The sequence below is a fragment of the Actinomycetospora succinea genome, from assembly GCF_004363095.1.
GTDB lineage: Bacteria > Actinomycetota > Actinomycetes > Mycobacteriales > Pseudonocardiaceae > Actinomycetospora > Actinomycetospora succinea.
The window spans coordinates 40,123-65,850 of sequence record NZ_SNYO01000007.1 but is presented as its reverse complement, the minus strand read 5'-3'; the positions used below and the strand labels follow the sequence as shown (position 1 = coordinate 65,850).

Annotated in this window: 27 protein-coding genes; 11 read left to right on the top strand and 16 right to left on the bottom strand. The window is 75.1% G+C overall.

Annotation, left to right across the window (positions count from 1 at the left end; all coding sequences use genetic code 11):
* Positions 1 to 20: 20 nt before the first annotated feature.
* Positions 21 to 1,061: a threonine aldolase family protein gene (locus EV188_RS21840; RefSeq protein WP_133828432.1), complete on the top strand. Its 1,041-nt coding sequence runs from the start codon at positions 21 to 23 to the stop codon at positions 1,059 to 1,061.
* A 91-nt stretch (positions 1,062 to 1,152) separates the two neighbouring features.
* Here the strand turns inward: EV188_RS21840 and EV188_RS21835 are convergent, their stop codons facing one another.
* The 7 genes from EV188_RS21835 to purD form a co-directional block, all read right to left on the bottom strand.
* Entirely contained in the window at positions 1,153 to 1,938 is a 786-nt protein-coding gene (locus EV188_RS21835) for a potassium channel family protein (protein ID WP_133828431.1), read from the bottom strand.
* A gap of 19 nt (positions 1,939 to 1,957) precedes the next feature.
* A complete protein-coding gene (locus tag EV188_RS21830) occupies positions 1,958 to 3,088 on the bottom strand; it encodes a pyridoxal phosphate-dependent aminotransferase (protein ID WP_133828601.1) in 1,131 nt (376 codons plus the stop codon).
* Positions 3,089 to 3,168: 80 nt separating this feature from the next.
* Positions 3,169 to 4,326, bottom strand: a complete 1,158-nt coding sequence (locus EV188_RS21825; RefSeq protein WP_133828430.1) for a transglycosylase SLT domain-containing protein — start codon at positions 4,324 to 4,326, stop codon at positions 3,169 to 3,171.
* 3 nt (positions 4,327 to 4,329) lie between these two features.
* The gene (locus EV188_RS21820; protein ID WP_133828429.1) at positions 4,330 to 4,635 is read right to left on the bottom strand and encodes a hypothetical protein; all 306 of its coding nucleotides are present in this window, start codon (positions 4,633 to 4,635) and stop codon (positions 4,330 to 4,332) included.
* Positions 4,636 to 4,691: 56 nt separating this feature from the next.
* Positions 4,692 to 6,950: a transglycosylase SLT domain-containing protein gene (locus EV188_RS32735; protein WP_243741892.1), complete on the bottom strand. Its 2,259-nt coding sequence runs from the start codon at positions 6,948 to 6,950 to the stop codon at positions 4,692 to 4,694.
* A gap of 106 nt (positions 6,951 to 7,056) precedes the next feature.
* On the bottom strand, positions 7,057 to 7,350 hold the full coding sequence (locus EV188_RS21810; RefSeq protein ID WP_133828428.1) for a hypothetical protein: 294 nt from the start codon (positions 7,348 to 7,350) through the stop codon (positions 7,057 to 7,059).
* A 50-nt stretch (positions 7,351 to 7,400) separates the two neighbouring features.
* Positions 7,401 to 8,669: a phosphoribosylamine--glycine ligase gene (purD, locus tag EV188_RS21805; RefSeq protein WP_133828427.1), complete on the bottom strand. Its 1,269-nt coding sequence runs from the start codon at positions 8,667 to 8,669 to the stop codon at positions 7,401 to 7,403.
* Between the two features lie 161 nt (positions 8,670 to 8,830).
* Here purD and EV188_RS21800 point away from each other — a divergent pair, with 161 nt between their 5' ends.
* Entirely contained in the window at positions 8,831 to 10,018 is a 1,188-nt protein-coding gene (locus EV188_RS21800; protein WP_133828599.1) for a glycerophosphodiester phosphodiesterase, read from the top strand.
* A 4-nt stretch (positions 10,019 to 10,022) separates the two neighbouring features.
* Here the strand turns inward: EV188_RS21800 and EV188_RS32730 are convergent, their stop codons facing one another.
* Both EV188_RS32730 and EV188_RS21790 read right to left on the bottom strand, forming a co-directional pair.
* Positions 10,023 to 10,322, bottom strand: a complete 300-nt coding sequence (locus tag EV188_RS32730) for a UBP-type zinc finger domain-containing protein (protein ID WP_133828426.1) — start codon at positions 10,320 to 10,322, stop codon at positions 10,023 to 10,025.
* Positions 10,323 to 10,332: 10 nt separating this feature from the next.
* Positions 10,333 to 11,622 (bottom strand): adenylosuccinate synthase, encoded by a 1,290-nt coding sequence (locus EV188_RS21790; RefSeq protein ID WP_133828425.1) that lies wholly within the window; start codon positions 11,620 to 11,622, stop codon positions 10,333 to 10,335.
* A 178-nt stretch (positions 11,623 to 11,800) separates the two neighbouring features.
* Here EV188_RS21790 and EV188_RS21785 point away from each other — a divergent pair, with 178 nt between their 5' ends.
* Both EV188_RS21785 and EV188_RS21780 read left to right on the top strand, forming a co-directional pair.
* The gene (locus tag EV188_RS21785; RefSeq protein ID WP_208114332.1) at positions 11,801 to 12,406 is read left to right on the top strand and encodes a hypothetical protein; all 606 of its coding nucleotides are present in this window, start codon (positions 11,801 to 11,803) and stop codon (positions 12,404 to 12,406) included.
* Between the two features lie 149 nt (positions 12,407 to 12,555).
* A complete protein-coding gene (locus tag EV188_RS21780; RefSeq protein ID WP_133828424.1) occupies positions 12,556 to 12,804 on the top strand; it encodes a hypothetical protein in 249 nt (82 codons plus the stop codon).
* Between the two features lie 7 nt (positions 12,805 to 12,811).
* On the opposite strand, the gene EV188_RS21775 is transcribed toward EV188_RS21780, so the two are convergent.
* From EV188_RS21775 to fbaA, 3 genes are read right to left on the bottom strand one after another with little or no spacing between them, the layout of a single operon-like run.
* Positions 12,812 to 13,894, bottom strand: coding sequence for an FUSC family protein (locus EV188_RS21775; RefSeq protein ID WP_133828423.1), 1,083 nt, complete (start codon positions 13,892 to 13,894; stop codon positions 12,812 to 12,814).
* A 7-nt stretch (positions 13,895 to 13,901) separates the two neighbouring features.
* Complete coding sequence (locus tag EV188_RS21770; protein WP_133828422.1) at positions 13,902 to 14,342, bottom strand: DUF3151 domain-containing protein; 441 nt, start codon at positions 14,340 to 14,342, stop codon at positions 13,902 to 13,904.
* A gap of 30 nt (positions 14,343 to 14,372) precedes the next feature.
* The gene (gene fbaA / locus EV188_RS21765) at positions 14,373 to 15,407 is read right to left on the bottom strand and encodes a class II fructose-bisphosphate aldolase (protein ID WP_133828421.1); all 1,035 of its coding nucleotides are present in this window, start codon (positions 15,405 to 15,407) and stop codon (positions 14,373 to 14,375) included.
* Between the two features lie 230 nt (positions 15,408 to 15,637).
* On the opposite strand from fbaA, the gene EV188_RS21760 reads away from it, so the two are divergent.
* The 3 genes from EV188_RS21760 (at position 15,638) to EV188_RS21750 (ending at position 17,794) form a co-directional block, all read left to right on the top strand.
* On the top strand, positions 15,638 to 16,309 hold the full coding sequence (locus EV188_RS21760) for a SigE family RNA polymerase sigma factor (RefSeq protein ID WP_243741891.1): 672 nt from the start codon (positions 15,638 to 15,640) through the stop codon (positions 16,307 to 16,309).
* Positions 16,310 to 16,361: 52 nt separating this feature from the next.
* The gene (locus EV188_RS21755) at positions 16,362 to 16,961 is read left to right on the top strand and encodes a hypothetical protein (protein WP_133828420.1); all 600 of its coding nucleotides are present in this window, start codon (positions 16,362 to 16,364) and stop codon (positions 16,959 to 16,961) included.
* Positions 16,962 to 17,047: 86 nt separating this feature from the next.
* Positions 17,048 to 17,794 (top strand): DedA family protein, encoded by a 747-nt coding sequence (locus tag EV188_RS21750; protein WP_133828419.1) that lies wholly within the window; start codon positions 17,048 to 17,050, stop codon positions 17,792 to 17,794.
* Here the strand turns inward: EV188_RS21750 and EV188_RS21745 are convergent.
* From EV188_RS21745 to EV188_RS21730, 4 genes are read right to left on the bottom strand one after another with little or no spacing between them, the layout of a single operon-like run.
* Positions 17,791 to 18,465, bottom strand: coding sequence for a TrmH family RNA methyltransferase (locus tag EV188_RS21745; RefSeq protein WP_133828418.1), 675 nt, complete (start codon positions 18,463 to 18,465; stop codon positions 17,791 to 17,793). The two genes, EV188_RS21750 and EV188_RS21745, sit on opposite strands and share 4 nt — an antisense overlap.
* A complete protein-coding gene (gene pyrE, locus EV188_RS21740) occupies positions 18,462 to 19,010 on the bottom strand; it encodes an orotate phosphoribosyltransferase (RefSeq protein WP_133828417.1) in 549 nt (182 codons plus the stop codon). Before pyrE ends, EV188_RS21745 begins: the two co-directional genes overlap by 4 nt.
* Before the next feature lie 37 nt (positions 19,011 to 19,047).
* A complete protein-coding gene (locus EV188_RS33130; RefSeq protein WP_133828416.1) occupies positions 19,048 to 20,637 on the bottom strand; it encodes an SDR family NAD(P)-dependent oxidoreductase in 1,590 nt (529 codons plus the stop codon).
* Positions 20,634 to 21,446: a type III secretion system chaperone family protein gene (locus EV188_RS21730; RefSeq protein ID WP_208114331.1), complete on the bottom strand. Its 813-nt coding sequence runs from the start codon at positions 21,444 to 21,446 to the stop codon at positions 20,634 to 20,636. The genes EV188_RS33130 and EV188_RS21730 overlap by 4 nt, the downstream gene beginning before the upstream one ends.
* A 151-nt stretch (positions 21,447 to 21,597) precedes the next feature.
* On the opposite strand from EV188_RS21730, the gene abc-f reads away from it, so the two are divergent.
* From abc-f to EV188_RS21710, 4 genes are read left to right on the top strand one after another with little or no spacing between them, the layout of a single operon-like run.
* Complete coding sequence (abc-f, locus tag EV188_RS21725) at positions 21,598 to 23,250, top strand: ribosomal protection-like ABC-F family protein (protein WP_133828415.1); 1,653 nt, start codon at positions 21,598 to 21,600, stop codon at positions 23,248 to 23,250.
* Positions 23,251 to 23,309: 59 nt separating this feature from the next.
* Positions 23,310 to 23,543 (top strand): hypothetical protein, encoded by a 234-nt coding sequence (locus EV188_RS21720; protein ID WP_133828414.1) that lies wholly within the window; start codon positions 23,310 to 23,312, stop codon positions 23,541 to 23,543.
* On the top strand, positions 23,512 to 25,014 hold the full coding sequence (locus EV188_RS21715; protein WP_133828413.1) for a sensor histidine kinase: 1,503 nt from the start codon (positions 23,512 to 23,514) through the stop codon (positions 25,012 to 25,014). The genes EV188_RS21720 and EV188_RS21715 overlap by 32 nt, the downstream gene beginning before the upstream one ends.
* The gene (locus EV188_RS21710; RefSeq protein WP_133828412.1) at positions 25,011 to 25,667 is read left to right on the top strand and encodes a response regulator transcription factor; all 657 of its coding nucleotides are present in this window, start codon (positions 25,011 to 25,013) and stop codon (positions 25,665 to 25,667) included. The genes EV188_RS21715 and EV188_RS21710 overlap by 4 nt, the downstream gene beginning before the upstream one ends.
* Positions 25,668 to 25,728: the final 61 nt, after the last annotated feature.

Genomic DNA, 25,728 nt, shown 5'->3' with positions numbered 1-25,728 from the left:
TGTGAGTGTTCTGGGTCGTCATGACGACCCAGAACACTCACCTGCGCAGCATCGACCTGCGCTCCGACACCGTCACCCGGCCCTCGCCCGCGATGCGCGAGGCGATGGCCGGCGCCGACGTCGGTGACGACGTCCTCGACGGCGACCCCACCCTCGCGAAGCTGCAGGCCCGCGTCGCCGACCTGCTCGGGGTCGAGGCGGCGCTGTGGACGCCGACCGGGTGCATGGCGAACACGATCGCCCTGATGCACCACCTGACACGCGGTGACAGGTTCCTCGCGCCGGTCGGCGCCCACGTGATCGAGGCGGAGCTCGGCACCTCGGCCTGGCTCGCCGGCGGGCTGCCGACGCCGCTCGCACACGACGCCGGCCCGGGCCGGCCGTCGCCCGGCGCGGTGCTCGCGGCGGCGGGCACCCAGGGGCCGTACTTCGGGCTGCGCACGTCGCTGCTGTGCCTCGAGAACACGCACAACGGGGCCGGCGGGGCGGTGACCCCGGTCGACGAGCACGCGGCGCTCGTGGCGGCGGCCCGTGACGCGGGGCTCGCCGTGCACCTCGACGGCGCGCGGATCTGGCACGCCGCGACGGCCCTCGAGGTCCCCGTCTCGGCGCTGACCGCGGGCGTCGACACCGTCAGCGTCTGCCTGTCCAAGGGCCTCGGCGCGCCGATGGGCTCCGTGGTCGCCGGGTCGGCGGCGTTCGTCGACGCGGCCTGGCGGCTGCGCAAGATGCTCGGCGGCGGCATCCGCCAGGGCGGCGTGGTCGGTGCGGCAGGGCTCGTGGCGCTCGACCAGGCCGGCGACCTCGCCGGCGACCACGCCCGCGCCGCCCGCCTGGCGTCCGGTCTGCAGGAGCTCGGCTGGCCGGTGATCGCCCCGGACACGAACATCGTCCTCGTCCCGACGTCCTCCCCGGCGCCGCTGGTGGCGTCGCTGCTCGACGTCGGCGTCCGCGCGGTGCCCTTCGGCCCCGGCGTGCGCTTCGTGACCCACCGCGACGTCGACGACACCATGATCGCGACGGTGCTCGACCGCGCCGCAGCCGTCCCGGCCCCCGCCTGAGTCGAGGCCCGGGGGGAGTACCAGCGATGCGGCATCGCTGGCGTCAGAAGCCAGGATCGCCACATCCTCGGTGTGGCGACACGCCGAGGCGTCAGCTAGGGGCGGACTCGGCCGGGCGGTCGGGCGCGGACTCGAGGTGGTCGAGGCGCCGGCGCAGGTCGCGCAGCTCGGCGAGGAGCTCCGCGTGCCGCAGGTCCGCCGGGTCGGCGCGGGGCGGCGCCGCCACGGCCTCGGACGCGTCGCGGGCGCCGACCTGCTCGAGGAACCACGTGGCGATCGCGGCGGTCACCGTGCCGAGGACCGCGATCCCCGCGAGCATCAGCCCGGCCGCGACGAGCCGGCCCTCGGTCGTCACCGGGGAGAGGTCGCCGTAACCGACGGTCGTGATCGTCGTCAGCACCCACCACAGGGCGTCGCCGAAGGTCAGGATCGTCGCGTCCGGGGCGTCGCGCTCCGCCTCGAACACCCCGAGCGCCGCGATGAAGCTCAGCAGGGAGATCGAGACGAGCAGGTAGCTGCCGACCCGGCCGCGGAAGTCGTCGCGCAGCACCCGCCCGAGCACCGAGATCGCCGCGACGAGCCGCAGCAGGCGCAGGAACCGGAAGAACGGCGCCGCGACCACGAGCAGGTCCAGCGGGTGGCGGAGGATGAACCGGCCCTTGCGCCGCGCGAGCGTGATGCGGACGACGTAGTCGACGACGAACACGCCCCACACCACCCACAGGGCCGCGTCGAGCCACCACCACGACGCCTGGCCCGGCCGGGTGGCGAGCACCTGGACGGCGTAGACGCCGAGGTAGAGCACCGCGAGCGCCGTCAGCGGGTAGTCGGTACGGCGCTCCCAGGCCTCCAGCCGCGGCTCGTCGTCCGGTTCCATGGCCACGGAGAGTAAGCCGCTAGAGCGTCGGGAACCAGCGCCCGAGTCGATCGACGCCCTCGCGCACGTCCGCGGTGGCGCCGGCGAACGAGAGGCGGATCCAGGAGTGGCCGTCGATCGGGTCGAAGTCGATGCCCGGGGCCACGGCGACGCCGGTCTCGGCGAGCATCCGCTGCCCGAACGCGAGGGTGTCGTCGGTGAGGTCGGCGACGTCGGCGTAGACGTAGAAGGCGCCGTCCGCGGGCGCCAGCCGGGTCAGGCCGAGGCGCGGCAGGCCGTCGAGCAGGATCCGGCGGTTGAGGGCGTAGCGCTCGACGTGCCCGTCCGCCTCGGCCAGCGACGCCGGGGTGAAGGCGCTCAGCGCCGCGTACTGCGCGGGCACGGGCGGGCAGACGGTGAAGTTGCCGGCGATCACGTCCACAGCCCGCCGCAGCCGCTCGGGCACGAGCAGCCAGCCCAGCCGCCAGCCCGTCATCGACCAGTACTTCGAGAACGACGTCACGACGATCGCCTCGCGCGAGGTGCTCCAGGCGCTCGCGGTCGGCGGCGCTGATTCCCCGGAGCCGTACTCGATGCCGTGGTAGATCTCGTCGCTGATCAGCTGGACGCCGTGCTCCTCGCACCAGCGGGCGAGCGCCGCCAGCTCGCCGGGCTCGATGACGCTGCCGGTCGGGTTGGCCGGGCTCGCCACGACGACGCCCTTCGGCAGGGTCTCCAGCTCCTCGAGCATCGCGACGGTCGGCTGGAAGCGGGTCTCCTCGCCGCACGGCAGCTCGACGACCTCGCAGCCCAGCGCCGCGAGGATGTTGCGGTAGCAGGGGTAGCCGGGGCGGGCGAGCACGACGGTGTCGCCGGCGTCGAACGCGGCGAGGAACGCGAGCAGGAACCCGCCCGACCCGCCGGTGGTGACGACGACGTCCTCGCGGCGCACGGAGTCGTCGTCGTACCGGGTCCGGTGGTGCGCGGCGATCGCGTCGCGGAGCTCGACGGTGCCGAGCGAGCTGGAGTAGCCGAGGATCTGCTCGTCCAGGGCCCGCGCGGCGGCGGCGCGGACGTCGACGGGCGCCGGGGTCGAGGGCTGGCCCGCGGAGAGGTTGACGAGGTCGCCGTGCGTCCGCGCCCGCTCGCCCGCCGCCGCCCAGACGTCCATCACGTGGAACGGGGGGACCGTCGCCCGCACCGCCGGGCCGAGGCGCGCCAGAGTCGTCACCTCATCACCCTGACACGACCTCAGTAGCCGACGTACGCCTCGCCCTTCGCCTCCGCCAGCACGCCCGGCACCTGGGACACCGACCCGTAGCGCTCGACCGCGTACCGGACCCCGGCGATGATGTTGTCGACCGGGTTCCGGATGTCGCCGTGCCCCGGCAGCTTGTGGGCGTCGAACGTCGGGCCGATCGTCTGCATCAGGCCCTGCGACGGCGTGCCCTTGGCGGCGTTGGAATCCACGGTGTTCACGGCGTTCGGGTCGCCGCCGGACTCGTGCTCGATGATCATCGCGATGGCTGCGGGGTCCATCTTCTCGGGCGGGACGCCGTGGGCCGCGAGGATCGCCATCGCCTCGCGGATCCAGTCGCCGACCTCGCCGGGCGGGACGGTCCCGGTGCTCGGGACCGGCGCACCGGTGCCGGTCGGGGTACCGCTGCTGCCTCCCCCGCCGTTGCCTCCCGCGTTGCCTCCCCCTCCGTTGCCTCCCCCTCCGCCTTCCTCGCCGGCGGAGCCGCCGCCGGGACTGCCGCCCGGGCCGCTGCTACCCGGGACCTCGACCGGTCGCCACGGCAGCGGGGTACCGGGCGGCGGGGCCATGACCGCGGCGTCGGGGCCGGCGAGCGCGGTGAAGGTGGTGATGCCGTCGGCGAGACCCCGCAGCCTGGTGGCCGCGCCGGCGAGCTCGGCCTCGGCACGCTGCACCGCGGCGCGCGCCGCCTCGATCGGACCGCGCAGGGCGTCGGCGGCCATCCGGTCACCGAGGTCGGGCGGGGCGTCCGGGGTCGCGGCCGCCTGGCTCCGCGCCGCACCGGCCAGCGCGAGGGCCTGCGCCACCTGCTGGTCGACCTCGCGCTTCAGTCCCTCGAGCGCGGTGCTGATCCCGTCGAGCGTCGTCCCGGCGTCGGTGATCGCCCGGCGATCGCGCTCGCCCGCCTTCCCGAAGGTCCCGACCCACTCGCCGAACGCCGCCGCGCCCTCGCCCTCCCAGCGACCCTCGACCGAGGCCCGGCCCCGATCGACCGTCCGCACGGATCCCTCGACGCCGTCACCGATCGCGAGGACCTGCGCCGCCGACGCCCGCACCGCGCCCGGGTCGGCCGTCCGCAGCCGCGCGGCGATGCCCGCCAGCTCCGCCGCCGCCGGCTCCGCGGCGAGCTGACCCTCGACGTCGCCCGGCACGGCTCAGTTCCCGCCCGTCGTGAGGGAGTCTGCGGCGGAGCGGTCGGTCTCCTGCATGACGCGCATCGTCGCGTCGAGCGCCCGGTCGGCCTCGCCGAGACGGGCACCCGCGGCATCGAGGTCGGTGACCAGCGCGTTCCTCAGCGCCGTCATCGCGTCCACGAGCGCCGCCGACGCGGCGAGCCCGCCGAACTCCGGCGCCGGCGTCGGCCCGAGCAGGTCGGCGAGGCCCGGCATCCGCGCGGACTCGCCCGCGACGGCCGTGCGTGCCTCCTCCAGCGCGCGGGTGTCGAGGGCGAGGTCGGCCATGTCTCGAACGGTAGGCGCGAGCGCCGCGACGCAGGGGCCGTTCGGGAGAACCCGCCTCAGTAGCCGACGTACGAGTCGCCGCGCGCGACGGCCTCGACCCCGGGCACCTCGGACACCGAGCCGTACCGGGCGATCGCGTACCGGACCCCGGCGATGATGTTGTCGACCGGGTCGGTGATCTCCCCGTGCCCGGCGAGCTTGTAGGAGTCGAACGTCGGCCCGATCGTCTGCATGAGGCCCTGCGACGGCGTGCCCTTGTCGGCGTTCGAGTCCCAGTTGTTGATCGCCTCGGGGTCGCCGCCGGACTCGTGGTCGATGATCGTCGCGATGTCGTCGGGGTCCATCTTGTCCGTCGCCACGCCCTCGGCCTGCAGGATCGCCATCGCCTCGCGGATCCAGTCGCCGACCTCGCCCTCCGGGCCGCCGGTGGGCGTCGCGGCGCCGGTCGCGGTGGCCGCGTCGCCGTTGCCCGTCGACGCGCTGGTCACCGCGCCGCCCTCCGGGTCGCGGTCGTCGGTCCCCTGACCGTCGGTGTCGCTGTCCTCGGCACTCTGACCCCCGGCGTCGCGGTCGCCCGAGTCGCGGTCGCCCGAGTCGCGGTCGCCCGAGTCGCGGTCGCGGGCGGCGTCGTCGTCGTCGTCGGACGGATCCTCGGCCCGATCGGAGGACGAGTCATCGTCTCCGGAGTCCGCGTCATCGTCGTCGATGGTGTCGGCATCACCGGCCGGTTCACCGGCGGCGGACGCTTCGGAAACCGGCGCGTCGCCATCGGACTCGCTGTCGGCGTCGAGATCGGCCGATGTCCCCGTGAACCCGTCATCGCCGGAGCTCGGGTTCTCTCCTGCCGACGCTTCGGAATCCGAAGCATCGCCGGTGTCGGACTCGGCGCTGTCGAGGTCCGCGGACGTCCCGGTGAACCCATCGTCGCCGGAGGACGAGTCACCCCGCTCAGACGCTTCGGAAACCGAAGCATCCCCGGAATCCGATCCGTCCTCCCCGACGCTGTCCGAGTCCGCCGACCCGTCGTCACCCGAGCCCGAGTTCTCTGCTGCCGATGCTTCGGAAACCGAAGCATCTCCAGAATCGGAGCCGTCCTCCCCGGCGCCGTCAAGGTCCGCGGACGTCCCGGTGAACCCGTCGTCGCCGGAGGACGAGTCACCCCGTTCAGACGCTTCGGAAACCGAAGCATCCCCAGAATCCGAGCCGTCCTCCCCGGCGCTGTCCGGGTCCACCAACCCGTCGTCACCCGAGCCCGAGTTCTCTCCTGCCGATGCTTCGGAAACCGAAGCATCCGCAGAATCGGAGCCGTCCTCCCCGGCGTCGTCCAGGTCCGCCGACGTACCCGTGGACCCATCGTCGCCGGAGGACGAGTCACTCGCATCAGACGCTTCGGAAACCGAAGCATCCCCATCGGAACCGCCGTTGGCGTCGAGATCGGCTGACGTTCCCGCGAACCCGTCGTCACTCGAGGACGCGTCATTCGCGTCCGATGCTTCGGAAACCGAAGCATCCCCACCGGAACCGCCGTCGGCGTCGAGATCGGCTGACGTTCCCGTGAACTCATCATCACTCGAGGACGTGTCACTCGCGTCCGATGCTTCGGAAACCGAAGCATCGGATCCGTCCAAGTCCGCGGAGGTCCCCGTGAACCCGTCGCCACCCGACGAGTCGCCCGCGTCGGACGCTTCGGAAACCGAAGCATCGGCGTCGCATTCCCCGGCGCTCGAGTCCAGCCACGAGATGTCCGTGAAATCGCCGGATCCGCCGCCACCGCCCGAGATGGCGATCCCCTGCGACCCGCTCGTGCCCACGGACGCCGGGGTGGTGGGCGCCGGCGCGAGGGGGCGCGTGTCGGGGATCGGTAGACGCGAGAAGGCGGTGAGGTCGCCCGCGAGCTCACGGACTGCGGTCGCGGCGTCGCCCAGCATCGTCTCGGCGCGGGCGACGGCGGCCCGGGCGGCCGCGGTCGGTTCGGCCATGGCGCTGGCCACGAGCTGCTCGGCGAACGGAGCACGCGCGGGATCCGCCAGCGCCTCGGCCCGGACACGCCGGGCGGCGTCGAGAGCGCGGGACACGTGGGCATCGACCTCGCGCCGCATGCCCGCGAGCTCCTGACCGGCGCTGTCGATCCGCGCGCGCAGACGGCCGGTCGCGTCGATCGTGCGGACGCCGGCGCGTCCCAGGTCGTCGAGGTAGCCCGTCACGGCGTCGGCGCCGCGCCCCTGCCAGGCGGCGCGGACGTCGTCGCCGTGCCGGCCGAGCGCGCGCAGTGAACCGTCGACGCCCTCGGACATCGCGGCGAGCCCGCGGCCCACCCCGTGCAGGACCTCCGGGTCGACCCGCTGGGCGCGGGCCACGAGCGCGCTGAGCTCCTGCCCGCCCGGCTGCGCGGCGAGCTCGCCGACGGCGTCGAACGCCACGTCAGGCCGCCAACGACGCCGCCGCGTCGCGGTCGGTCGCCTGCACCGCGGTGAGCGCCGCGTCGAGAGCGCGGTCGAGACCGTCCAGTCGGGACCCCGCGGCCCCGAGCTCGGCGTCGAGCGCCCGCCGCAGCTCGTCGAGCGCGCCCATCATCGCCCCGGCCGACGCGAGATCGCCGAGACCGGAACGCGGCACCGTGACCCGGTCGATCATCGCCGGCACCCGGCGTGCCTCGGCGGCCACGCCGGCGCGCGCCTGCTCGAGGGCCGCGGGGCCGAGGACGAGGTCGGGCATGGGCGGGAGAGTAGGTCGGCGCCTCGCGCCGGTGGTGCGCTTTCGGAGAATCAGGCGCGGACCGGCATCGCGACCCGGCCGGCGGCGGCGTCGCGGGCGATGTCGGTGCGGTGGTGGCCCCCGGGCAGGTGCACGGCAGTGAGGCGCGCGTAGGCGTCCTCGCGGGCCGCGTCGAGGTCGGCGCCCGTCCCGACGACCGACAGGACCCGCCCGCCGCTCGAGACGACGGCCCCGTCGTCGCGGCGGCGGGTGCCGGCGTGCAGGACGCCCGGGTCGTCGGCGCCGCGGATGACGTCGCCGGTCCGCACCGCGCCCGGGTAGCCCTCGGCGGCCACGACGACCGTCACGGCGGCGCCGTCGGACCAGGTCGGGGCGGGCTCGTCGGCGAGGCGGCCGTGGGCGGCCGCGGACAGCAGCGAGGCCGCCGAGCTGCGGAGGAGGGCGAGGACGACCTGGGTCTCGGGGTCGCCGAAGCGGCAGTTGAACTCGATCACCTGCGGGCCCGACGACGTCAGCGCGAGCCCGGCGTAGAGCAGGCCGGAGAACGGGGCGCCGCGGGCGGCGAGCTCGGTGACGACCGGGGTGACGATCCGCTCGACGACCTCGTCCACCAGGCCCTCCGACGCCCACGGCAGCGGGGCGTAGGCGCCCATCCCGCCGGTGTTGGGGCCGGCGTCGTCGTCGCCGAGGCGCTTGAAGTCCTGGGCCGGCGGCAGCGGCACCACCGTCGTGCCGTCGACGACGCAGAACAGCGAGGCCTCGGGGCCGTCGAGGAACGACTCGAGCAGGACGGGGTGCCCGCCCTCGAGCACGGCGGCCGCGTGGCGCCGGGCGGCGTCGAGGTCGGACGTCACGAGCACGCCCTTGCCGGCGGCGAGCCCGTCGTCCTTGACCACCCACGGAGCCTCGAAGCGGGAGAGGGCGGCGTCGAGGTCGCCGGGGTTGTCGACGGACTCGCTGCGCGCGGTGGGCACGCCGGCGGCGGCCATGACGTCCTTGGCGAACGCCTTGGAGCCCTCGATGCGCGCGGCGGCGGCGCTCGGCCCGAAGCAGGCCACGCCGGCGGCGCGCAGCGCGTCGGCGACGCCGGCGACGAGCGGCGCCTCGGGACCGACGACGACGAGGTCGGCGCGCCACGACCGCGCGAGCGCGACGACCTGGTCGGCGTCGGTCGGGTCGGCGAGGCCGGGGTGCTCGGCCAGCGCCGCCGTGCCGGCGTTGCCGGGGGCGGCGGCCAGCGCGGTCACCTGCGGGTCGCCGGCGAGGGCGTGCAGGAGAGCGTGCTCGCGGGCTCCGGAACCGATGACCAGGACGCGCACGGGCGACACGCTACGGGCCGCCCGCGCGAGGCGAGCTGGCGGCTTTCCTGACGTTGAACGTCAGCGTGGCCGCCACGCTGACACGAGGAGTTGTTCATCGCGCCGACGAGGAGGACGGGTGGCGGGGTGGGGCGGGCCCCGGAACACTGCGCGCGATGACGATGCCGGGGCCCTCGTTCACCCGTCGCTCCGCGCTGTGGGGCGGCATCGCCGCCGCGGGCGCGCTGGCCGCCGGCTGTGCCGACACGCCGGTCGGTGCCGCGGCGCCCGCGCCGACCGGGGCCCCGCCGCCCACGAGCCCGTCGCCGGCCCCCGCCCCGGGAGGGACCGCGCCCGGCGGACCCGACCGCATCATGGTCGTCGGCCACCGCGGCGCCTCGGGCTACCGGCCGGAGCACACGCTCGCCGCCTACGAGCTCGCGATCCGGATGGGCGCCGACGCGGTCGACGTCGACCTCGTCCCGACCCGCGACGGCGCGCTCGTCGCCCGCCACGAGCCCGAGATCGGCGGCACGACCGACGTCGCGAGCAAGCCCCAGTTCGCCGCGCGCCGCACCACCAAGCAGATCGACGGCACCACGGCCACGGGCTGGTTCACCACCGACTTCACGCTCGCCGAGCTCCGCACCCTGCGGGCGAAGGAGCGCATCCCCGAGACCCGCCCGCACAACACGCTCTACGACGACCGGTTCCCCGTCGTCACGTTCGACGAGGTCCTCGACCTGCTCGACCGCCTCGCCGCCGAGCTGCGCCGCCCCGTGGGCGTACTGCCGGAGGTCAAGCACTCGACCTACTTCGCGAGCCTCGGCCTGCCCGTCGAGCCGGCGCTCGTCGACACCCTGCGCCGGCGCGGCAAGGACGGACCCGACTCGGGCGTGATCATCCAGTCCTTCGAGACCGCCAACCTGCGGGCGCTCAAGGCCCAGGTCGGCTGCCCGCTGCTGCAGCTCGTCGACTCCGCCGGGACCCGTCCCGCGGACCTCGTCGCGGCGAACGACCCGCGCACCTCCGATGCGCTGCTGACCCCGCAGGGCCTGCGCGACGTCGCCACGTACGCGGCGTGGCTCGGCCCCAGCAAGGAGTGGATCGTGCCGCTGGGCCCGGACGACGCCGCCGGCCCGCCCACGCGGCTCGTCGCGGACGCGCACGCCGCGGGCCTGCGCGTCATGCCCTACACGTTCCGCAACGAGAACGAGTTCCTGCCGCTGCAGCGCCGACGCGGCGGGGCCGGCGCGCCGGCGGACACCTACGGCGACGCGTTCGGTGAGTACCAGCAGTTCGTCGCGGTCGGCGTCGACGCCGTGTTCAGCGACGACCCCGACACCGCGCTGCTCGCCGTGTCGACGTGATCGCTCAGGGCGCCAGCCGCCGGTCGACGTAGCACCAGCGCCACGTCTCGTCCGGCTCGTGCGAGCGCATCACCGGGTGGCCGGTGTCCTCGTGGTGCTTGGACGCGTGCCGGTACGGGCTCGAGTCGCAGCACGCCACGTGCCCGCACTCGAGGCACTTCCGCAGGTGCGCCCAGGCCGTGTAGCCCGCGGCGGTGCAGTCGGGGCAGATCAGCGTCTCGCCGTCACGCGCGACGGCGTCGGGCCTCGGGTCGGTCGCGACACCGGAGGTGCCGATGCTCAGGAGGTGTTCGCAGGCGCCCACCCCATCGAGTCTAAGCGGAGGGAACGTCCCGCAGGACCGTCTCGTCGCGCCCGGGTCCGACACCGATCGCCGACACCGGCGCCCCGGAGAGCTCCTCGATCCGCGCGACGTAGTCACGGGCCTTCGCCGGCAGGTCCTCGAAGCGGCGCGCGGCGGAGATGTCCTCGAACCAGCCGGGCATCGTCTCGTACACCGGCGTGGCGGCGACGACGTCCGACTGGGTCATCGGCATCTCGTCGACGCGCTGGCCGTCGACCTCGTAGCCCACGCAGATCGGCACGTTCTCGAGCCCGGAGAGCACGTCGAGCTTGGTGAGGAACAGGTCGGTCAGGCCGTTGACGCGCACCGCGTACCGGGCGATCACGGCGTCGAACCACCCGCAGCGGCGGCTGCGCCCGGTGGTGACCCCGAACTCGCCGCCGGTCTTGCGCAGGTACTCGCCGTCCGCGTCGAACAGCTCGGTCGGGAACGGTCCGGAGCCCACGCGGGTGGTGTAGGCCTTGAGGATCCCGATCACGCGGTCGATGCGCGTGGGCCCGATGCCAGAGCCGGCCGCGGCGCCGCCCGCGGTGGGGCTCGACGACGTGACGTACGGGTAGGTGCCGTGGTCGACGTCGAGCAGCGTGCCCTGCGAGCCCTCGAGCAGCACGGTCTCGCCGCGCTCGAGCGCCTGGTTGAGCGCGAGGCGGGTGTCGGCGATCCGGTGGGCGAAGCCCTCGGCGTGGCCCAGCACGGTGTCGGCGACCTCGTCGACGTCGAGCGCGCGCCGGTTGTAGATCTTGACGAGGATCTGGTTCTTGAGCTCGAGTGCCGCCTCGACCTTCTCGCGCAGCAGCTTCTCGTCGAGCAGGTCCTGCATCCGCACGCCGACCCGCGCGATCTTGTCCTGGTAGGCGGGCCCGATGCCGCGGCCGGTGGTGCCGATCCGGGACTTGCCCAGGAACCGCTCGGTCACTTTGTCGATGGCCACGTGGTACGGCATGATCACGTGCGCGTCCGCGGAGATCAGCAGCTTGCCCGTGTCGACGCCCTTGGCCTCCAGGCCGGCGAGCTCCTCGAGCAGCACCCCCGGGTCGACCACCACGCCGTTGCCGATCACGTTGGTGACACCCGGCGTCAGGATCCCGGACGGGATGAGGTGCAGGGCGAAGTTCTTGCCGTCGGGCAGCACCACCGTGTGGCCGGCGTTGTTGCCGCCCTGGTAGCGCACGACCCACTGGACCTGCTCACCGAGGATGTCGGTGGCCTTGCCCTTGCCCTCGTCGCCCCACTGGGCGCCGATGAGCACGATGGCCGGCATGTGACACTCCCTGACCTCGACTCCGGTGCACGCACGGGAGTGCAGGCCGCCCGTGCAACGGAAGGGTAGTCCACCGGTGTCACAGCGCTCGTCGTCACCGGGGGCCCCGACGGCTGTGGTGACCTGCGGGGACCCGGCACGGACACGCTGGGGGGCCGGGGCCGCCGGGCTCGGGGCCGTGATCACGGACCTCCCGGCGCTGCCGGCACGGGGTGACGTCGACCCCCTGCTCGACGACCTCCCCACCGGCGGGCGCCTGGTCGTGGCCGGTGACGACGCCGCGCTCGCCGCCGTCCTGGTCCGCCTGCTGCGTCGCGAGCGCCTCGACGTCGAGGTCGCCGTCCTGCCCGCGCCCGGATCGGCCGCGGCGTCGGTGTGGGGCCTGCCCGCCGACCCCGCGGCGGCGCTCGCCCTGGCCCGCGACGGCACGGCCCGCCCGGCACCGCTGGTGCGCGACGACCACGGCGGCCTCGTCGCCGGCCACCACACGGTCGGCCCGGTGCACGGCGAGATCTACTGCGAGGAGCACCGGGTGCTCTCCGGCGACGCCGCGGCGATCACCGTCGCCCCCGACCCGGACGGCGGGGTGCGCGTCACCGTGGCCGGGCCGCGACGGCTCGGCGGGCTGCGGGCCGGGCTCGTCACCGAACGGTCGGGGCGCGCGGTGCAGCTCGGGTGCCGGCCGCCGGTGACGATCGTGCGCGACGGCGTCCCCGCGGACCGGCCGGTGGCGCGGCGCAGCTGGTACCGGCACACCGAGGACTGGCGCCTCGTCCGGCCGTGACGCCCGGTGGTCGGCCACCGCGGGACGATCAGCGGGGTCCCGACCCGATGGTCGCCCGCCCGACTGCGCTGGGCGACCACTGGGCCACCGTCCGTGCCCACCCGCCGAGGGTGAGGTGTGCCCGTGCGGGGCGGGGGTATGCCAGTCACATGCTGGCGGTGGTGCTGCTCCTACCGATCGTGATCATGGTCGTCGCGTGTCTGCTCGAACGCTTCGAGGCCCACGCCGTCGTCGGCAAGCCCGCGCCGCGGGTCCGCCGTCCCCTCGCGATCGAGCCCCCCGCGCCGTCGCTCACGCTCGTGCCGGGCGCCGACGAGGACGACACCGAGGACAGCGCCGACGACAGCCGCGAGGACGAGTCGCTCGCCCCGGCCACCGGGCTCCGCAAGGCGTCCTGACCGGGCCTCACTCGTCGCGACCGAGCCGGCTGCTCGTCGTCGCCGTGACCGCCTCGTCGCGGTCCATCCCCGCCGCCGTCAGCAGGTCCACGAGCATGGACCGGATCTGGGCGATCACCACGTCCGCCGAGTAGCCGCCACCGTGCGCCGGCACCGTCCCCACGGTGTCCAGCAGCGCGCTGCGGGCGCCGTCGGTCGACTCGCCCGCCGTCAGCTCGCGCCGCAGCTCCGCGGTGTCCTCGGCCAGGCGGCGCAGCACGGCGACGAGCTCGGCGTCGGTCTCCTCGCCCTCGCGGATCGCGGCGTGCGCGCGCCGCGCGAGGACGCGGGCGTTGCGCAGCGCCAGGTCGACCGGGTGCACCGCCGCGCGGATGCGCCCCAGCTCCCCGCGGTGGCGGCGGCGCAGCGGAGCGATCGCGGTGATCTCGAAGCCCGCGTCGACGGCGTCGACGAGCGCGTCGACCCGCCCCTGCGTGGCCCGCGCCCGGGCGAGGACCGCCGCCGCGGCCTCGAGGTCCGCCGCGTCCAGGGCGTCGGCGGTCCCGATCAGCACCTGTTCGAGCTCGGTGAGCAGCGCGGTCAGCCCGCGCCGGGCCCGGGTGAGCGGGTGCGAGGGCAGCGTCGCCGCCGTCGCCAGCCCGATCGCCGCCCCGATGATCGTGTCGATCCACCGGGAGAACGCCGCGGTCGTCCCAGGCGGCTGCAGCGTCGCGACCAGCACCGCCGACACCGCGGCCTGGTTGAGCAACAGCGCGCCGACGTCGAACAGCAGCGCGGCCAGGAGCGTCAGGCCGACGACGACGCTGATCTGCCACCAGCCGGGGCCGATGAGCACGACGATCAGGTCGCCGACGGCCACCCCGACGCTGACCCCGGCCGCGAGCTCCACCGAGCGGCGCAGCCGGTTGGTCACCGACACGCCGAGGACGAGCACGCACGCGATCGGCGCGAAGAACGGCAGCGGGTGACCGACGACGTCGCGCGCCACCAGGTACGCGACCCCGGCCGCCAGCGCGCACTGCAGCACCGGCAGCCCGGAGTCGCGCAGCCGCCGGGCCCGGCTGCGGGCGAGCCGTTCCAGGCGGTTCACGGGACCCTCAGGCGAGACCGAGGACGGTCACGGCCTCCGGGTCGCAGTCGGCGAGGAGCTGGACGCAGCGCTCGACCTCGTCGGTCTCGCCGATCGCCTGCGCCGCCTTCGCCAGCGCCGCGACCGCGCGCAGGAAGCCCTGGTTGGGCTCGTGGCTCCACGGCACCGGGCCGAAGCCCTTCCAGCCGTTGCGGCGCAGCTGGTCGAGCCCGCGGTGGTAGCCCGTGCGGGCGTAGGCGTATGCGGCGACGTGCTCGCCGGCCGCCCCGGCGCGCTCGGCGAGCTCCGCCCACCCGGCCGAGTAGGTCGGGTGGTCGGCGACGACCGCCGCCGGGTCCTCGCCCTTCTCCAGCCGCGCGGCGGGCTCGGGCGCCTCCGGGAGGTAGGTCGGCTGCGGTCCGAGCAGGTTGTGCCCGTGGCCGGCACCCGGCCCCATCGGGATGGTCATGCCCCGATTGTCCGCCCGAGCGCCCTCGCCTCAGCGACCCAGGGTCTGCCCGGTCGAGCGCAGGTTCTCGCAGGCCGTGGTGACCCGCTCGGCCATGGCGACCTCGGCCTTCTTGTTGTAGCTGCGCGGGTCGTAGGCCTTCTTGTCGCCGACCTCGCCGTCGACCTTCAGCACGCCGTCGTAGTTCGAGAACATGTGCGCGGCGATCGGGCGCGTGTAGGCGTACTGGGTGTCGGTGTCGACGTTCATCTTCACGACGCCGTAGTCGAGCGCCTCGTGGATCTCCTCGAGCAGCGAGCCCGAGCCGCCGTGGAAGACCAGGTCGAACGGCTTCGAGCCGTCGGCGAGGCCGAGCTTGCGCGCCGCGACCTCCTGGCCCTCCTTGAGCACCGAGGGGCGCAGCTTGACGTTGCCCGGCTTGTAGACGCCGTGCACGTTGCCGAACGTCGCCGCGAGCAGGTAGCGGCCCTTCTCGCCGCCGCCGAGCGCGTCGACGGTGTGCTCGTAGTCGCCGGCGGCGGTGTAGAGCTTCTCGTTGATGTCGTTGGCGACGCCGTCCTCCTCGCCGCCGACGACGCCGATCTCCACCTCGAGGATGATCTTCGCCTTGACGGCCTCCGCCAGCAGCTCCTGGGCGATCTGGAGGTTCTCGTGCAGCTCCACCGCCGAGCCGTCCCACATGTGGGACTGGAAGAGCGGGGGCTTCCCGGCGTCGACGCGCTCCTGGCTGATCGCGATCAGCGGGCGCACGAACCCGTCGAGCTTGTCCTTCGGGCAGTGGTCGGTGTGCAGCGCGACGTTGACCGAGTACTTCTCGGCGACGACGTGCGCGAACTCGGCCAGCGCGCTCGCGCCGGTGACCATGTCCTTCACCGACTGGCCGGAGCCGAACTCGGCGCCGCCGGTGGAGAACTGGATGATCCCGTCGCTCTCCGCCTCGGCGAAGCCGCGCAGGGCCGCGTTGATCGTCTCCGACGAGGTGCAGTTGATCGCCGGGAAGGCGAACGCGTTCGCCTTCGCCCGGTCGAGCATCTCGTTGTAGACCTCGGGGGTCGCGATGGGCATCGTCGTGCCTCCCAGGGCGTCGACAGCGTTCGACAGGTGCCGGCCGGGCACCGGGGCGGACACGGTCCGGCCGGACGTCGGCGCAGTATGACGCAGCCGCGGGATCCGGCGCCTCCTCGTCCGGTGTGACCCGTTTCCCGTTCGGTGGCCGCCTGCGCCACGCGGGTGATCCGCAGACGGACCCTCGTCCCCACCGGGACCACAGGTGGTGAGCGGCTATCGTCGGTGACGTGGCCCATCCCGGCGAGAGCGCCGTCGAGCGCACGCTCGGCAGCCTGCGGGCCATCGACGCCGTCGCGCCGGCCGACGCCTCGGTGGTCCATCCCTCCGCCCGCCCGTCCGGGCCACCCGGTCCGCCGCGGCCCGGCCCGGGGGGTCCAGGGGCGCCGCCGAGCGGCCCGATCGCCACCCAGGACCAGGCGCCGCGCACGCTCGAGGACCTCTACCGCGAGCACCGGATGCGGTTCGTGCGTCTCGCCGTGCTGCTCGTCGACGACCCGGCGACCGCCGAGGACGTCGTCCAGGAGGCGTTCACCGGCCTGCACCGCCACTGGGGCCGGCTGCGCGACGAGCACGCCGCGCTGGGCTACCTGCGCACGGCCGTGGTCAACGGGTCACGCTCGGTGCTGCGGCGCCGGCGCACCGCGCGGGAGTACACGCCGCCGCACACCGCCGACGCCCGCTCCGCCGAGTCGCTGGCGATGCTCTCCGCCGAGCACCAGGCCGTGGTGGGCGCGCTGGGCAAGCTGCCGCGCCGCCAGCGCGAGGTGCTGGTGCTGCGCTACTACGGCGGCCTGTCCGAGGCGGAGATCGCCGAGGCCACGGGCATCAGCAAGGGCACGGTGAAGTCGACGGCGAGCCGTGGTCTCGAGGCCATCGGCAAGCTGGTCGACGGCGGATGAGCCCCGAACGCCCCCTGGGTCCCGTCGGTCCCCGCCGCTAGCATCGGCCGGGATGGACGACGAGCGGCTGCTGTCCGAGGCCCTGCGCGCGCACGCCGCGGGCGGGGTGTCCTCCCCGGGCGGCACGCCGAACGCGCCGGCCACTCCCCCCGCGGCCGCTCCGGCCCAGGAGGAGCAGGACGCCGGCGGGTCCCGCTGGCGCGACCGCTTCCGGCCCCTGGGCCGCAAGAAGGGCGACGCCGCCGATCCGGCGCCCGAGACGGTCGCGCACCCCGTCCCGTCGGCCCCGCCCACGGGCCCGGCCGGGCCCTACACCGCACCCCAGCGGGGCGGCCCGCCGATGGCGCGTCCCGCGCCCCGTCCGACGGGACCCTGGCCGCAGAACGGGCCGCAGAACGGGCCCCAGGGCCCGCCGACCGCGGGTCGGCCCGCGCCCCCGCCGCCGACCGGTCCCGGGCGCGTGCCCGGGCCGGGTGTCCCCCAGCAGCGGCCCGCGCCGGGTGCCGCGCCGCCGCCCCCGCCGCCGGACGACACGGCCGGCCCGACGGCCTGGACGCCGGCCCGGATCGCGTGGTGGTCGGGGGTCGCGCTGCTCGCGGGCGCCATCGCCGGCGCGCTCGCCGCCGTCGGGACGCTGGGACTCCCGGGCTGACCCTGGCCTGACACGGGCTTCACCCCGAGGCACGCCAGGGTGACCCGGAGGCCCACGCCCAGGTCCACCGCGTACGGTTTCGAGACGTGTCGCCCACACTCGCCACCGCCACGACCACGGTGCAGGCCCTCGGCCCCGAGTGGCTCGACCCGCAGTACATCATCACCTCGCTCGGGCCGTGGGCCCTCGTCGGCGTGTGCCTGATCATCTTCGCGGAGTGCGGACTGCTGATCGGGTTCTTCCTGCCCGGCGACTCGCTGCTGTTCATCACCGGGCTCGCGGTGGTCACCGGCCTGATCGACACGCCGCTGTGGCTGGTGTGCGTCCTGCTGGTGGTGTGCGCCTTCGCCGGCAACGCGCTGGGCTACTACATCGGGCTCAAGGCCGGGCCCGCGATCTTCGACAAGCCCGACTCGAAGCTCTTCAAGAAGGAGAACGTCGAGCGGACGCAGAAGTTCTTCGACAAGTACGGCAACCGGGCCATCGTGCTCGGGCGCTTCGTGCCGATCGTGCGCACGTTCATCACGGTCATGGCCGGGGTCGGGCGCATGGACGCGCGCCGCTACCTGACGTTCTCGCTGATCGGCGGCGTCGCCTGGGCGGCCGGGGTGACGCTGCTCGGCGCCGGGCTCGGCCAGTTCGACATCGTCAAGAACAACATCGAGATGATGCTCATCCTCGTGGTGGCGCTCTCGCTGGTGCCGATCGCCATCGAGATGATCAAGGCGCGGCGCGAGAAGAAGCTCGGCGCGCAGGGGCTGGCCGAGGACGTCCTCGACGGCGCGAACGAGGAGCCCACGCAGATCATCGACACGCGGCACCGCGACCGTTAGATCGCGGCGTGCGCGCGGACCCACGCGTGCATGGCGATCCCCGCCGCGACGCCGGCGTTGATCGAGCGGGTCGACCCGAACTGGGCGATCGAGAGCACGGCGTCCGCGCCCGCCACGGCCTCCGGGGTCAGGCCCACGCCCTCCTGACCGAACAGCAGCACGCAGCGCCGCGGCAGCGCTGCCGTCTCCAGCGGCGCGGCCCCGGGGCCGTTGTCGACCGCGACCACCGCGAGGTCCTCCGCCCGCGCCCACGCGAGCAGGCCCGCGACGTCGGCGTGGTGGTGCACGTGCTGGTAGCGGTCGGTGACCATCGCGCCCCGCCGGTTCCAGCGCCGCCGGCCCACGACGTGCACGGCGGCCGCGGCGAAGGCGTTGGCGGTCCGCACGATCGTCCCGATGTTCGCGTCGTGGTGCAGGTTCTCGATCGCGACGTGGAACGGGTGGCGCCGCGCGTCGAGGTCGGCGACGACCGCCTCGCGGCGCCAGTACCGGTAGCGGTCGACGACGTTGCGCCGGTCGCCGTCGGCGAGGAGCTCGGGGTCGTAGCGGGGGTCGTCGGGCCAGGCTCCGGGGCCGCCGGGCCACGGTCCGACGCCGACCGGGCCCGGCCCGGTGCGCCACTCGGTGGGACCGGGCTCGTCGGTGTCGTCGGGCTCGTCGGGGCTGGTCACAGCCCCAGGTCGGCCAGCCCGAGCAGCGAGCGGCAGGCCAGGCCGCGGGCCTCGACGGCCTCGGTCGCCCCCGTCGCGCGGTCGACGACGGTGACGACGCCGACGACCTCCGCGCCGGCCTCGACCAGCGCGTCGACCGCGGTCAGCACGCTGCCGCCGGTGGTCGAGGTGTCCTCGACGGCGAGCACGCGGCGCCCGGCGACGTCCGGGCCCTCGATCCGGCGCTGCATGCCGTGGGTCTTGGCCGCCGCGCGCACCACGCAGGCGTCGACGGGCGGTCCGGGCGCGTGCATGACGGCGAGCGCGACCGGGTCGGCGCCCATCGTCAGCCCGCCGGCGGCGTCGTAGGTCCAGTCGGCGGTCGCCTCGCGGACGAGATGCCCGATCAGCGGGCCCGCCTCGTGGTGCAGCGTTGCGCGGCGCAGGTCGACGTAGTAGTCGGCCTCCTGCCCCGACGACAGCGTGACCTTGCCGTGGACGACGGCCAGCGCGGCGACCAGCTCGGCGAGCCGGGCGCGGGACTCGACGTCGATCGCTGGACTCATGGGTCGAGCTCCGCTCCGCTTCGTCTCCCGAGCGCGTTCATCCGCGCCCCGTCGCCGTCCGGGCCGCCAGGGCCCGCAGCATGCCGCGCGGGACCACCCGCGTCACGCCGACGATCGCCTTGTACACCGCTCCGGGCACGGACACCGCCTTTCCCGCCTCCAGGTCGTCGAGGCCCTCCGCGACCACCGTGTCCGCGTCCAGCCAGAGCCAGTCCGGTCCCTGGCGGTCCTGCCCGAGGCGCGCGTGGAACTCGGTGCGCGTGAATCCCGGGCAGAGTGCCATGACCCGCACGCCCGTGCCGCCCAGCGACAGGGCGAGGTTCTGGGAGAGCGCCGTGACGTAGGTCTTGCCAGCGCTGTAGACCGAGCCGCGGCCGGGCAGGAAGCCGGCCACGCTCGACACGTTGACGACGTCGCCGCGCCCGCGGGCCACCATGCCGGGCAGGGCGGCCGCGGTCAGCTCGAGCACCGCGGCCATGTTGACCTCGTAGTTCGCGCGCAGCGCCTCGGGGTCGGTGTCGACGAACTCGCCGGGCGTCGCGTAGCCCGCGTTGTTGACCAGGAGCGCGACCGGGGTCTCGCCGAGGCTCAGGCGCTCGACGACGCGGCGGCGCCCGGACGCGGCGGCGAGGTCGGCGACGAGCACCTCGACGTCCACGCCGTGCCGGGCGCGCAGACGCTCGGCGAGGCTCTCGAGGCGGCCGGCGTCGCGGGCGACGAGCACGAGGGGGTGGCCGGCGACGGCGAGGCGCTCGGCGAACGCGGCCCCGATGCCCGAGCTGGCGCCGGTGACGAGCGCGGTGCCGGTCCGCGCGCCGCGGGGCCCGCGCCGGGCGGCCAGGGCGCCGGCGAAGGTCGTGCGACGCATCCCGGACGACACGCGCAGCGCCGCGAAGGGCACGAGGCGCGACGTGCCGACCAGGGCCTTCATGCCGACGCCGGGCGTGGAGACGGCGCGCCCGGCGGCGTGGTCGGCGAGGGCGGCGCCCGCGACGGCGTCCGCGTCGGGCGGGGCGAGGCGCAGGGGGACGGTGTGCCGGGTGCTGTTCCCGACACCGGGAGGGGTCGGGCACACGACGGTGAGCGTGAGGCCGGCCCTGTTGTGCGCCTGCGCCAGCGACTCGGTCAGCATCGCGACGTAGGCCTGCGCGGCGCCGTCGAGCCCGGCCGCCCCGGCCAGCGGGAGGTACGCGCCGGGGCCCGCGGTGGTGATCACGCCGCCCGGGCCCGGGTGCCCGCGGGCGATCATCCCGGGCAGCGCGGCCCGGACGAGGACCAGCGCCGCGGCGGCCGTGCCGTCGAGCGCCGCGCGGACGTCGGCGGGGTCCGCCTCGGGCAGGCCCTCGGTGCTCGCGGGCGCGGGGCCGACGACGAGCAGGTCGATCGGTCGCGTGCCGGTCTCGAGGCGGCGGGCGACGAGGTCGAGGTCGTCGGCGTCGGCGAGGTCACCGGGCAGGACCTCGGGCTTCGGCTCCCCGAGCTCGTCGGCCAGCGCCTCCAGCGCGCCGCGCTCGCCGCCGGCGAGGACGAGCTCGTCCCCGGCGTCGTGCAGGCGCCGGACGAAGGCACGGCCGAGGTCGGTGTCGGCCGACGTGACCAGGGTCCGGCGCGGAACGGGTCCGCTCACCGCCCGGAGGACGAGCTGCTGCGGGCGCCCGGCCCGAACTCGTCGTCCTCGACGTCGTAGGGGATGTCGGCGGGGCGGTCGCGGTGGGTCTGGCGGGGCTCGCCGGGGTCGTCGGTGTCGACGTCCTCGTCGGCGGCCTCCGGGGTCGGACCCGGGCCGTAGCCGTCGTCGTCGCCCCCGCCCGCGGCGTCCTCGAGCGCCACGGACAGCTCGACCAGCGCCTGCAGCAGGCCCTGGACGCGGTCCGGGTCGGCGCCCGGGTCGGTGGTGGCGAGCACCCAGGTGTCCTCGGCCCAGACCAGCGGCACGTCGTCGCCGACCATGTCGGCGGCGCGCGCGACGTCGGTGGTGATCAGCGGGCGCGCCTGGGCCACCGAGGTGACGAAGGCGTAGCGCTCGCCGACCTGACCGAGCGAGTCGAGACCCGCGTCGTCGGGCAGCGGGGCCGAGGGCAGGCGCAGCTCGATGGCCACCGGCAGCGTCGCGACCCCGCGGACCGCGGCGACGATCCCGGTGATCTGGCCGGCCTGCTCGTGGTCGAAGACGTGGGCGAGACGCCGGCCGCCGGGGCCGGGGACCGCGCCGGTGGCGAGGTCGAGCGCGCGGCCGTGGCCGCCCTGGTGCACGGCGCCGTAGCGCCAGCGACTCGGCAGGACGGGGTCGACGTCGACGAACTCCCAGCTCTTCTGCTCGGCCCACTTGCGCCGGTCACGACGGTGTCCGCCGGTGCGGGCGCGGTCGGAGAGCAGCAGCAGCGCCCCGCCGCCCGCGGCCAGCGCCGCGATGACGAACCAGACCCAGGCAGGCACGCACGCAGGGTACGACGCCCACGTCCCCCCATCGTGCAGGCCGTCCTCGGCGCGCCGGGCCCATGTGAGCGGTTTCCGTCCCTGTGGGGGCAGGAACCACTCACATGGAGCCCGGCAAACCGGTGGTGGGGCGCGGTTAGAGTCGGTGATCGTGAGCGCCACGCTGGTCGCGCGGGACCTCGCCGCCGCGCACGGCGCCCGGGTGCTGTTCTCCGGACTCGATCTCGTCGTCGCTCCCGGCGACGTCATCGGGCTCGTCGGGGTGAACGGTGCCGGGAAGTCGACCCTCTTGCGTCTGCTCGCCGGCCTCGCGGCCCCCGACCAGGGCTCGGTCGCCGTCTCGCCGGGGACGGCCACCGTCGGGCACCTGCCGCAGGAGACCGCGCGGGTGCCGGGCGAGACCGTGCGCGGCTTCGTCGGCCGCCGCACCGGCGTCACCGCCGCCGCGGCCACGCTCGAGGCGGCGACGACCGCGCTCGCCGAGGGCGCGCCCGGCGGCGACGACGCCTACGCCGTCGCGCTGGAGCGCTGGCTCGACCTCGGCGGCGCCGACCTCGAGGAGCGCACGGCCGAGGTGGCCGCCGACCTCGGGCTCGACGCCGCCCTGCTCGACGCCACGATGACCTCGCTGTCGGGCGGGCAGGCCGCCCGCGCGAACCTCGCCTCGCTGCTCCTGGCCCGGTTCGACCTGTTCCTGCTCGACGAGCCGACCAACGACCTCGACCTCGCGGGGCTCGACCGCCTGGAGCGCTGGGTCCGCGAGCTGCGCGCCGGCACGGTGCTCGTCAGCCACGACCGCGAGTTCCTCGCCCGCACCGTGACCTCGGTGCTCGAGCTCGACCTCGCCCAGCAGCAGGTCACCCAGTACGGCGGCGGCTACGAGGCGTACCTCGCCGAGCGGGAGACGGCCCGCCGGCACGCCCGCGAGGCCTACGAGGAGTACGCCGACAAGCGCTCCGAGCTGACCTCCCGGATGCAGACGCAGAAGCAGTGGGTGGAGAAGGGCGTGCGCAACGCCCGCAAGAAGGCGACCGACAACGACAAGTTCATCAAGCACCACCACGCGGCGACCGCGGAGAAGCAGGCGGCGAAGATCGCGCAGACCGAGCGTCGCCTCGAGCGCATGGAGGTCGTCGAGGAGCCGCGCAAGGAGTGGGAGCTGCGGATGTCGATCGCGGCGGCGCCCCGCTCGGGCACCGTCGTGGCGACGTTGGACGCAGCCACGGTGCACCGGGGCGACTTCACCCTCGGCCCCGTCACCCTCCAGCTCGACTGGGCCGACCGCGTCGCCATCACCGGCGCGAACGGCGCCGGGAAGTCGACGCTGCTCGCGCTGCTGCTCGGGCGCCTCGCCCCCGACGAGGGCCGGGCGTCGCTCGGGTCCGGCGTCGTCGTCGGCGAGGTCGACCAGGCCCGCGGCCTGCTGACCGGGTCGACGGCCCTGCTCGACGTCTTCTCCCGCGAGCCCGAGCTCGACCGCTGGCCCACCGCCGAGATCCGCACGCTGCTGGCGAAGTTCGGCCTCGGCGCCGAGCACGTGCACCGCGGCGCCGACACGCTCTCGCCCGGCGAGCGCACCCGCGCCGCCCTCGCGCTGCTGCAGGCCCGCGGGGTGAACCTGCTGGTGCTCGACGAGCCCACCAACCACCTCGACCTCGCCGCCATCGAGCAGCTCGAGTCCGCGCTCGCCTCGTTCGGGGGCACCCTGCTGCTCGTCTCGCACGACCGGCGCCTGCTCGCGGGCGTGTCGACCACCCGGGCGTGGCACGTCGACGCGGGGAAGGTCCGGGAACTGCCGGTCTGATGAGAACGTTCTCATCCCGGCGCCACGGACGGCTCATCCACGACGGCGAGGGTGGCCGCATGGCTCGTTCGACGTTCGCCGCTGCGCTGGTGCTCGCGGGACTCGCGGTCGGCGCGACCGCGTGCGACACGTCCGGCGAGGTCCCGCTGCCGGCCCCGGTGTCGGTGCCGTCGGTGCCGGGCGGGGCGCCCGCCCCGGCGCCCGAGCAGGACGACGACGACGGGACCGTGGCGCCGCCGCCCGCCGGGGAGCAGGGGGACGATGACGGCGCCGACGACGGTGACGACGGCTGACCGTCCCCTCGGTCTCCTGCGTGCCCACGGCGCCCCCAGCGCCCGTGTCCGGATCGTCGCCTGGGTGCTGCTGCTCGTGCTCGGCAGCCTCGCCGTGGTCACCGTCGTCACCTGGCAGCTCCTGATCCGCGCCACCGACGCCCGCATGGACACCGCCCTGCGCACCGAGATCGAGGAGTTCACGGCGCTCACCGCGTCGGGCCGCAGCCCCGCCGACGGGGCGCCGTTCGCGTCGGTCGACCAGGTGCTCCGGACCGCGATCACCTACAACCTCGCGCGCCCGAACGAGAAGTTCCTCGGCTACCTCGACGGCGTCTTCCGCTACCAGAGCCGCCAGCAGAGCCCGGTGCTGCTGGCCGGCGACCCGGGGTTCGCGCGGCTCGCGGGGTCGGTGCCGGCGCCGGTGGAGGCGCGCTACGAGAGCGCGGCCGGCGAGGTCCGCTACATCGCGGTGCCCGTGACGCTGGCCGGCGACCCGGCGCGCGGCGTCATCGTCGTCGCCTACTTCGCCGACCAGGAGCGCTCGGCCGCCGACGACGCCGCGCTGCTCATGGTCGCCGCCGGTGCCGTCACCGCGGTGCTCGCGGCCGTCGCCGCCTGGCTGGTCGCGGGCCGCATCCTGCGCCCGGTGCGCGACGTCGCCGACACCGCGCGCGCCATCACCGAGACCGACCTCTCCGCGCGCATCCACGCCGGCGCCGACACCCGCGACGAGCTCGGCGCGCTGGTCCGCGCCGTCAACGCCATGCTCGACCGCGTCGAGGACGGCGCGCGGGCCCAGCGGCGCTTCGTCGACGACGCCGGGCACGAGCTGCGGACCCCGATCACGATCGTGCGCGGACACCTCGAGGTGGTCGACGTCGACGACCCCGCCGACGTGCGGGCGGCCGTCACGCTGGTCGACGACGAGCTCGAGCGGATGAACCGCATCGTGTCCGACCTGCTCGTGCTCGCGAAGGCCGAGCAGCCCGAGTTCGTGCACCCGGCGCCGACCGACGTGCCCGCGCTGCTGGAGGAGACGCTGCGCAAGGCGTCGGGGCTGGCGGACCGGCAGTGGGCGCTGGTCGGGGCGGGCGAGCCCCTCGTCGCCGACCTCGACGCCCAGCGCGTGACGCAGGCGCTGCTCGTCCTCGCCGACAACGCCGCCCACCACACCGTGCCGGGCGACCGGATCGTGCTCGGGGCCGCCGCCGACACGTCCACCGTCCGCCTGCGCGTGGCGGACACCGGGACCGGCGTCGCCCCCGCCGACCGCGAGCGCATCTTCGCCCGCTTCGCCCGCGGCAGCGGGTCGGCCCGGCGCTCCGAGGGCGCCGGGCTCGGCCTCGCCATCGCCGGCGCGATCGCCGGAGCGCACGGCGGCCACGTCGAGGTCTCCGACGGCGTCGGCACCGGGCTGCCCGGCCAGAGCGGGCCCGGCGCCACGTTCACCCTGGTCCTGCCCCTGCGCGCCGATCACGAGGTCCCGTGAGCAGCATCCTGATCGCCGAGGACGAGCCCCGCATCGCGTCGTTCGTGGAGAAGGGCCTGCGCTCGGCGGGGTTCGCGACGACCGTGGTCGACGACGGCGTCACCGCCCGCGACCAGGCCCTCGGCGGCCACCACGACCTGCTCGTGCTCGACATCGGGCTGCCCGGTCTCGACGGGTTCGCGGTCCTCGCCGAGCTCCGGGCGTCGGGCTCGCGGATGCCGGTGGTCGTGCTGACCGCGCGGGACAGCGTCGCCGACACCGTCGCCGGCCTCGAGGGCGGCGCCGACGACTACATGGCCAAGCCCTTCCGGTTCGAGGAGCTCCTGGCCCGGGTGCGGCGGCGGCTCGCCGACGCCGGTGCGGGCGAGGTGACCGTGCTGCGCCACGGGACGCTGTCGCTCGACCTGCGCTCCCGGCAGGCGACGGTCGACGGGGTGACCGTGGACCTGTCGGCGCGCGAGTTCGTGCTCGCCGAGACGTTCCTGCGCCACCCGGGGCAGGTCCTGTCGCGGGAACAGCTGCTCTCCCGGGTCTGGGGCTACGACTTCGACCCCGGTTCCAACGTCGTCGACGTCTACGTCCGGTACCTGCGCCGGAAGCTCGGCGCCGAGAGGATCACGACCGTGCGCGGCATGGGGTACCGGCTGGGCTGAGGCGATGTCCCGGCCGGCGGTTACTGGCTGGTACGTCTCGCTGAGCGAGAGATACCAGCCA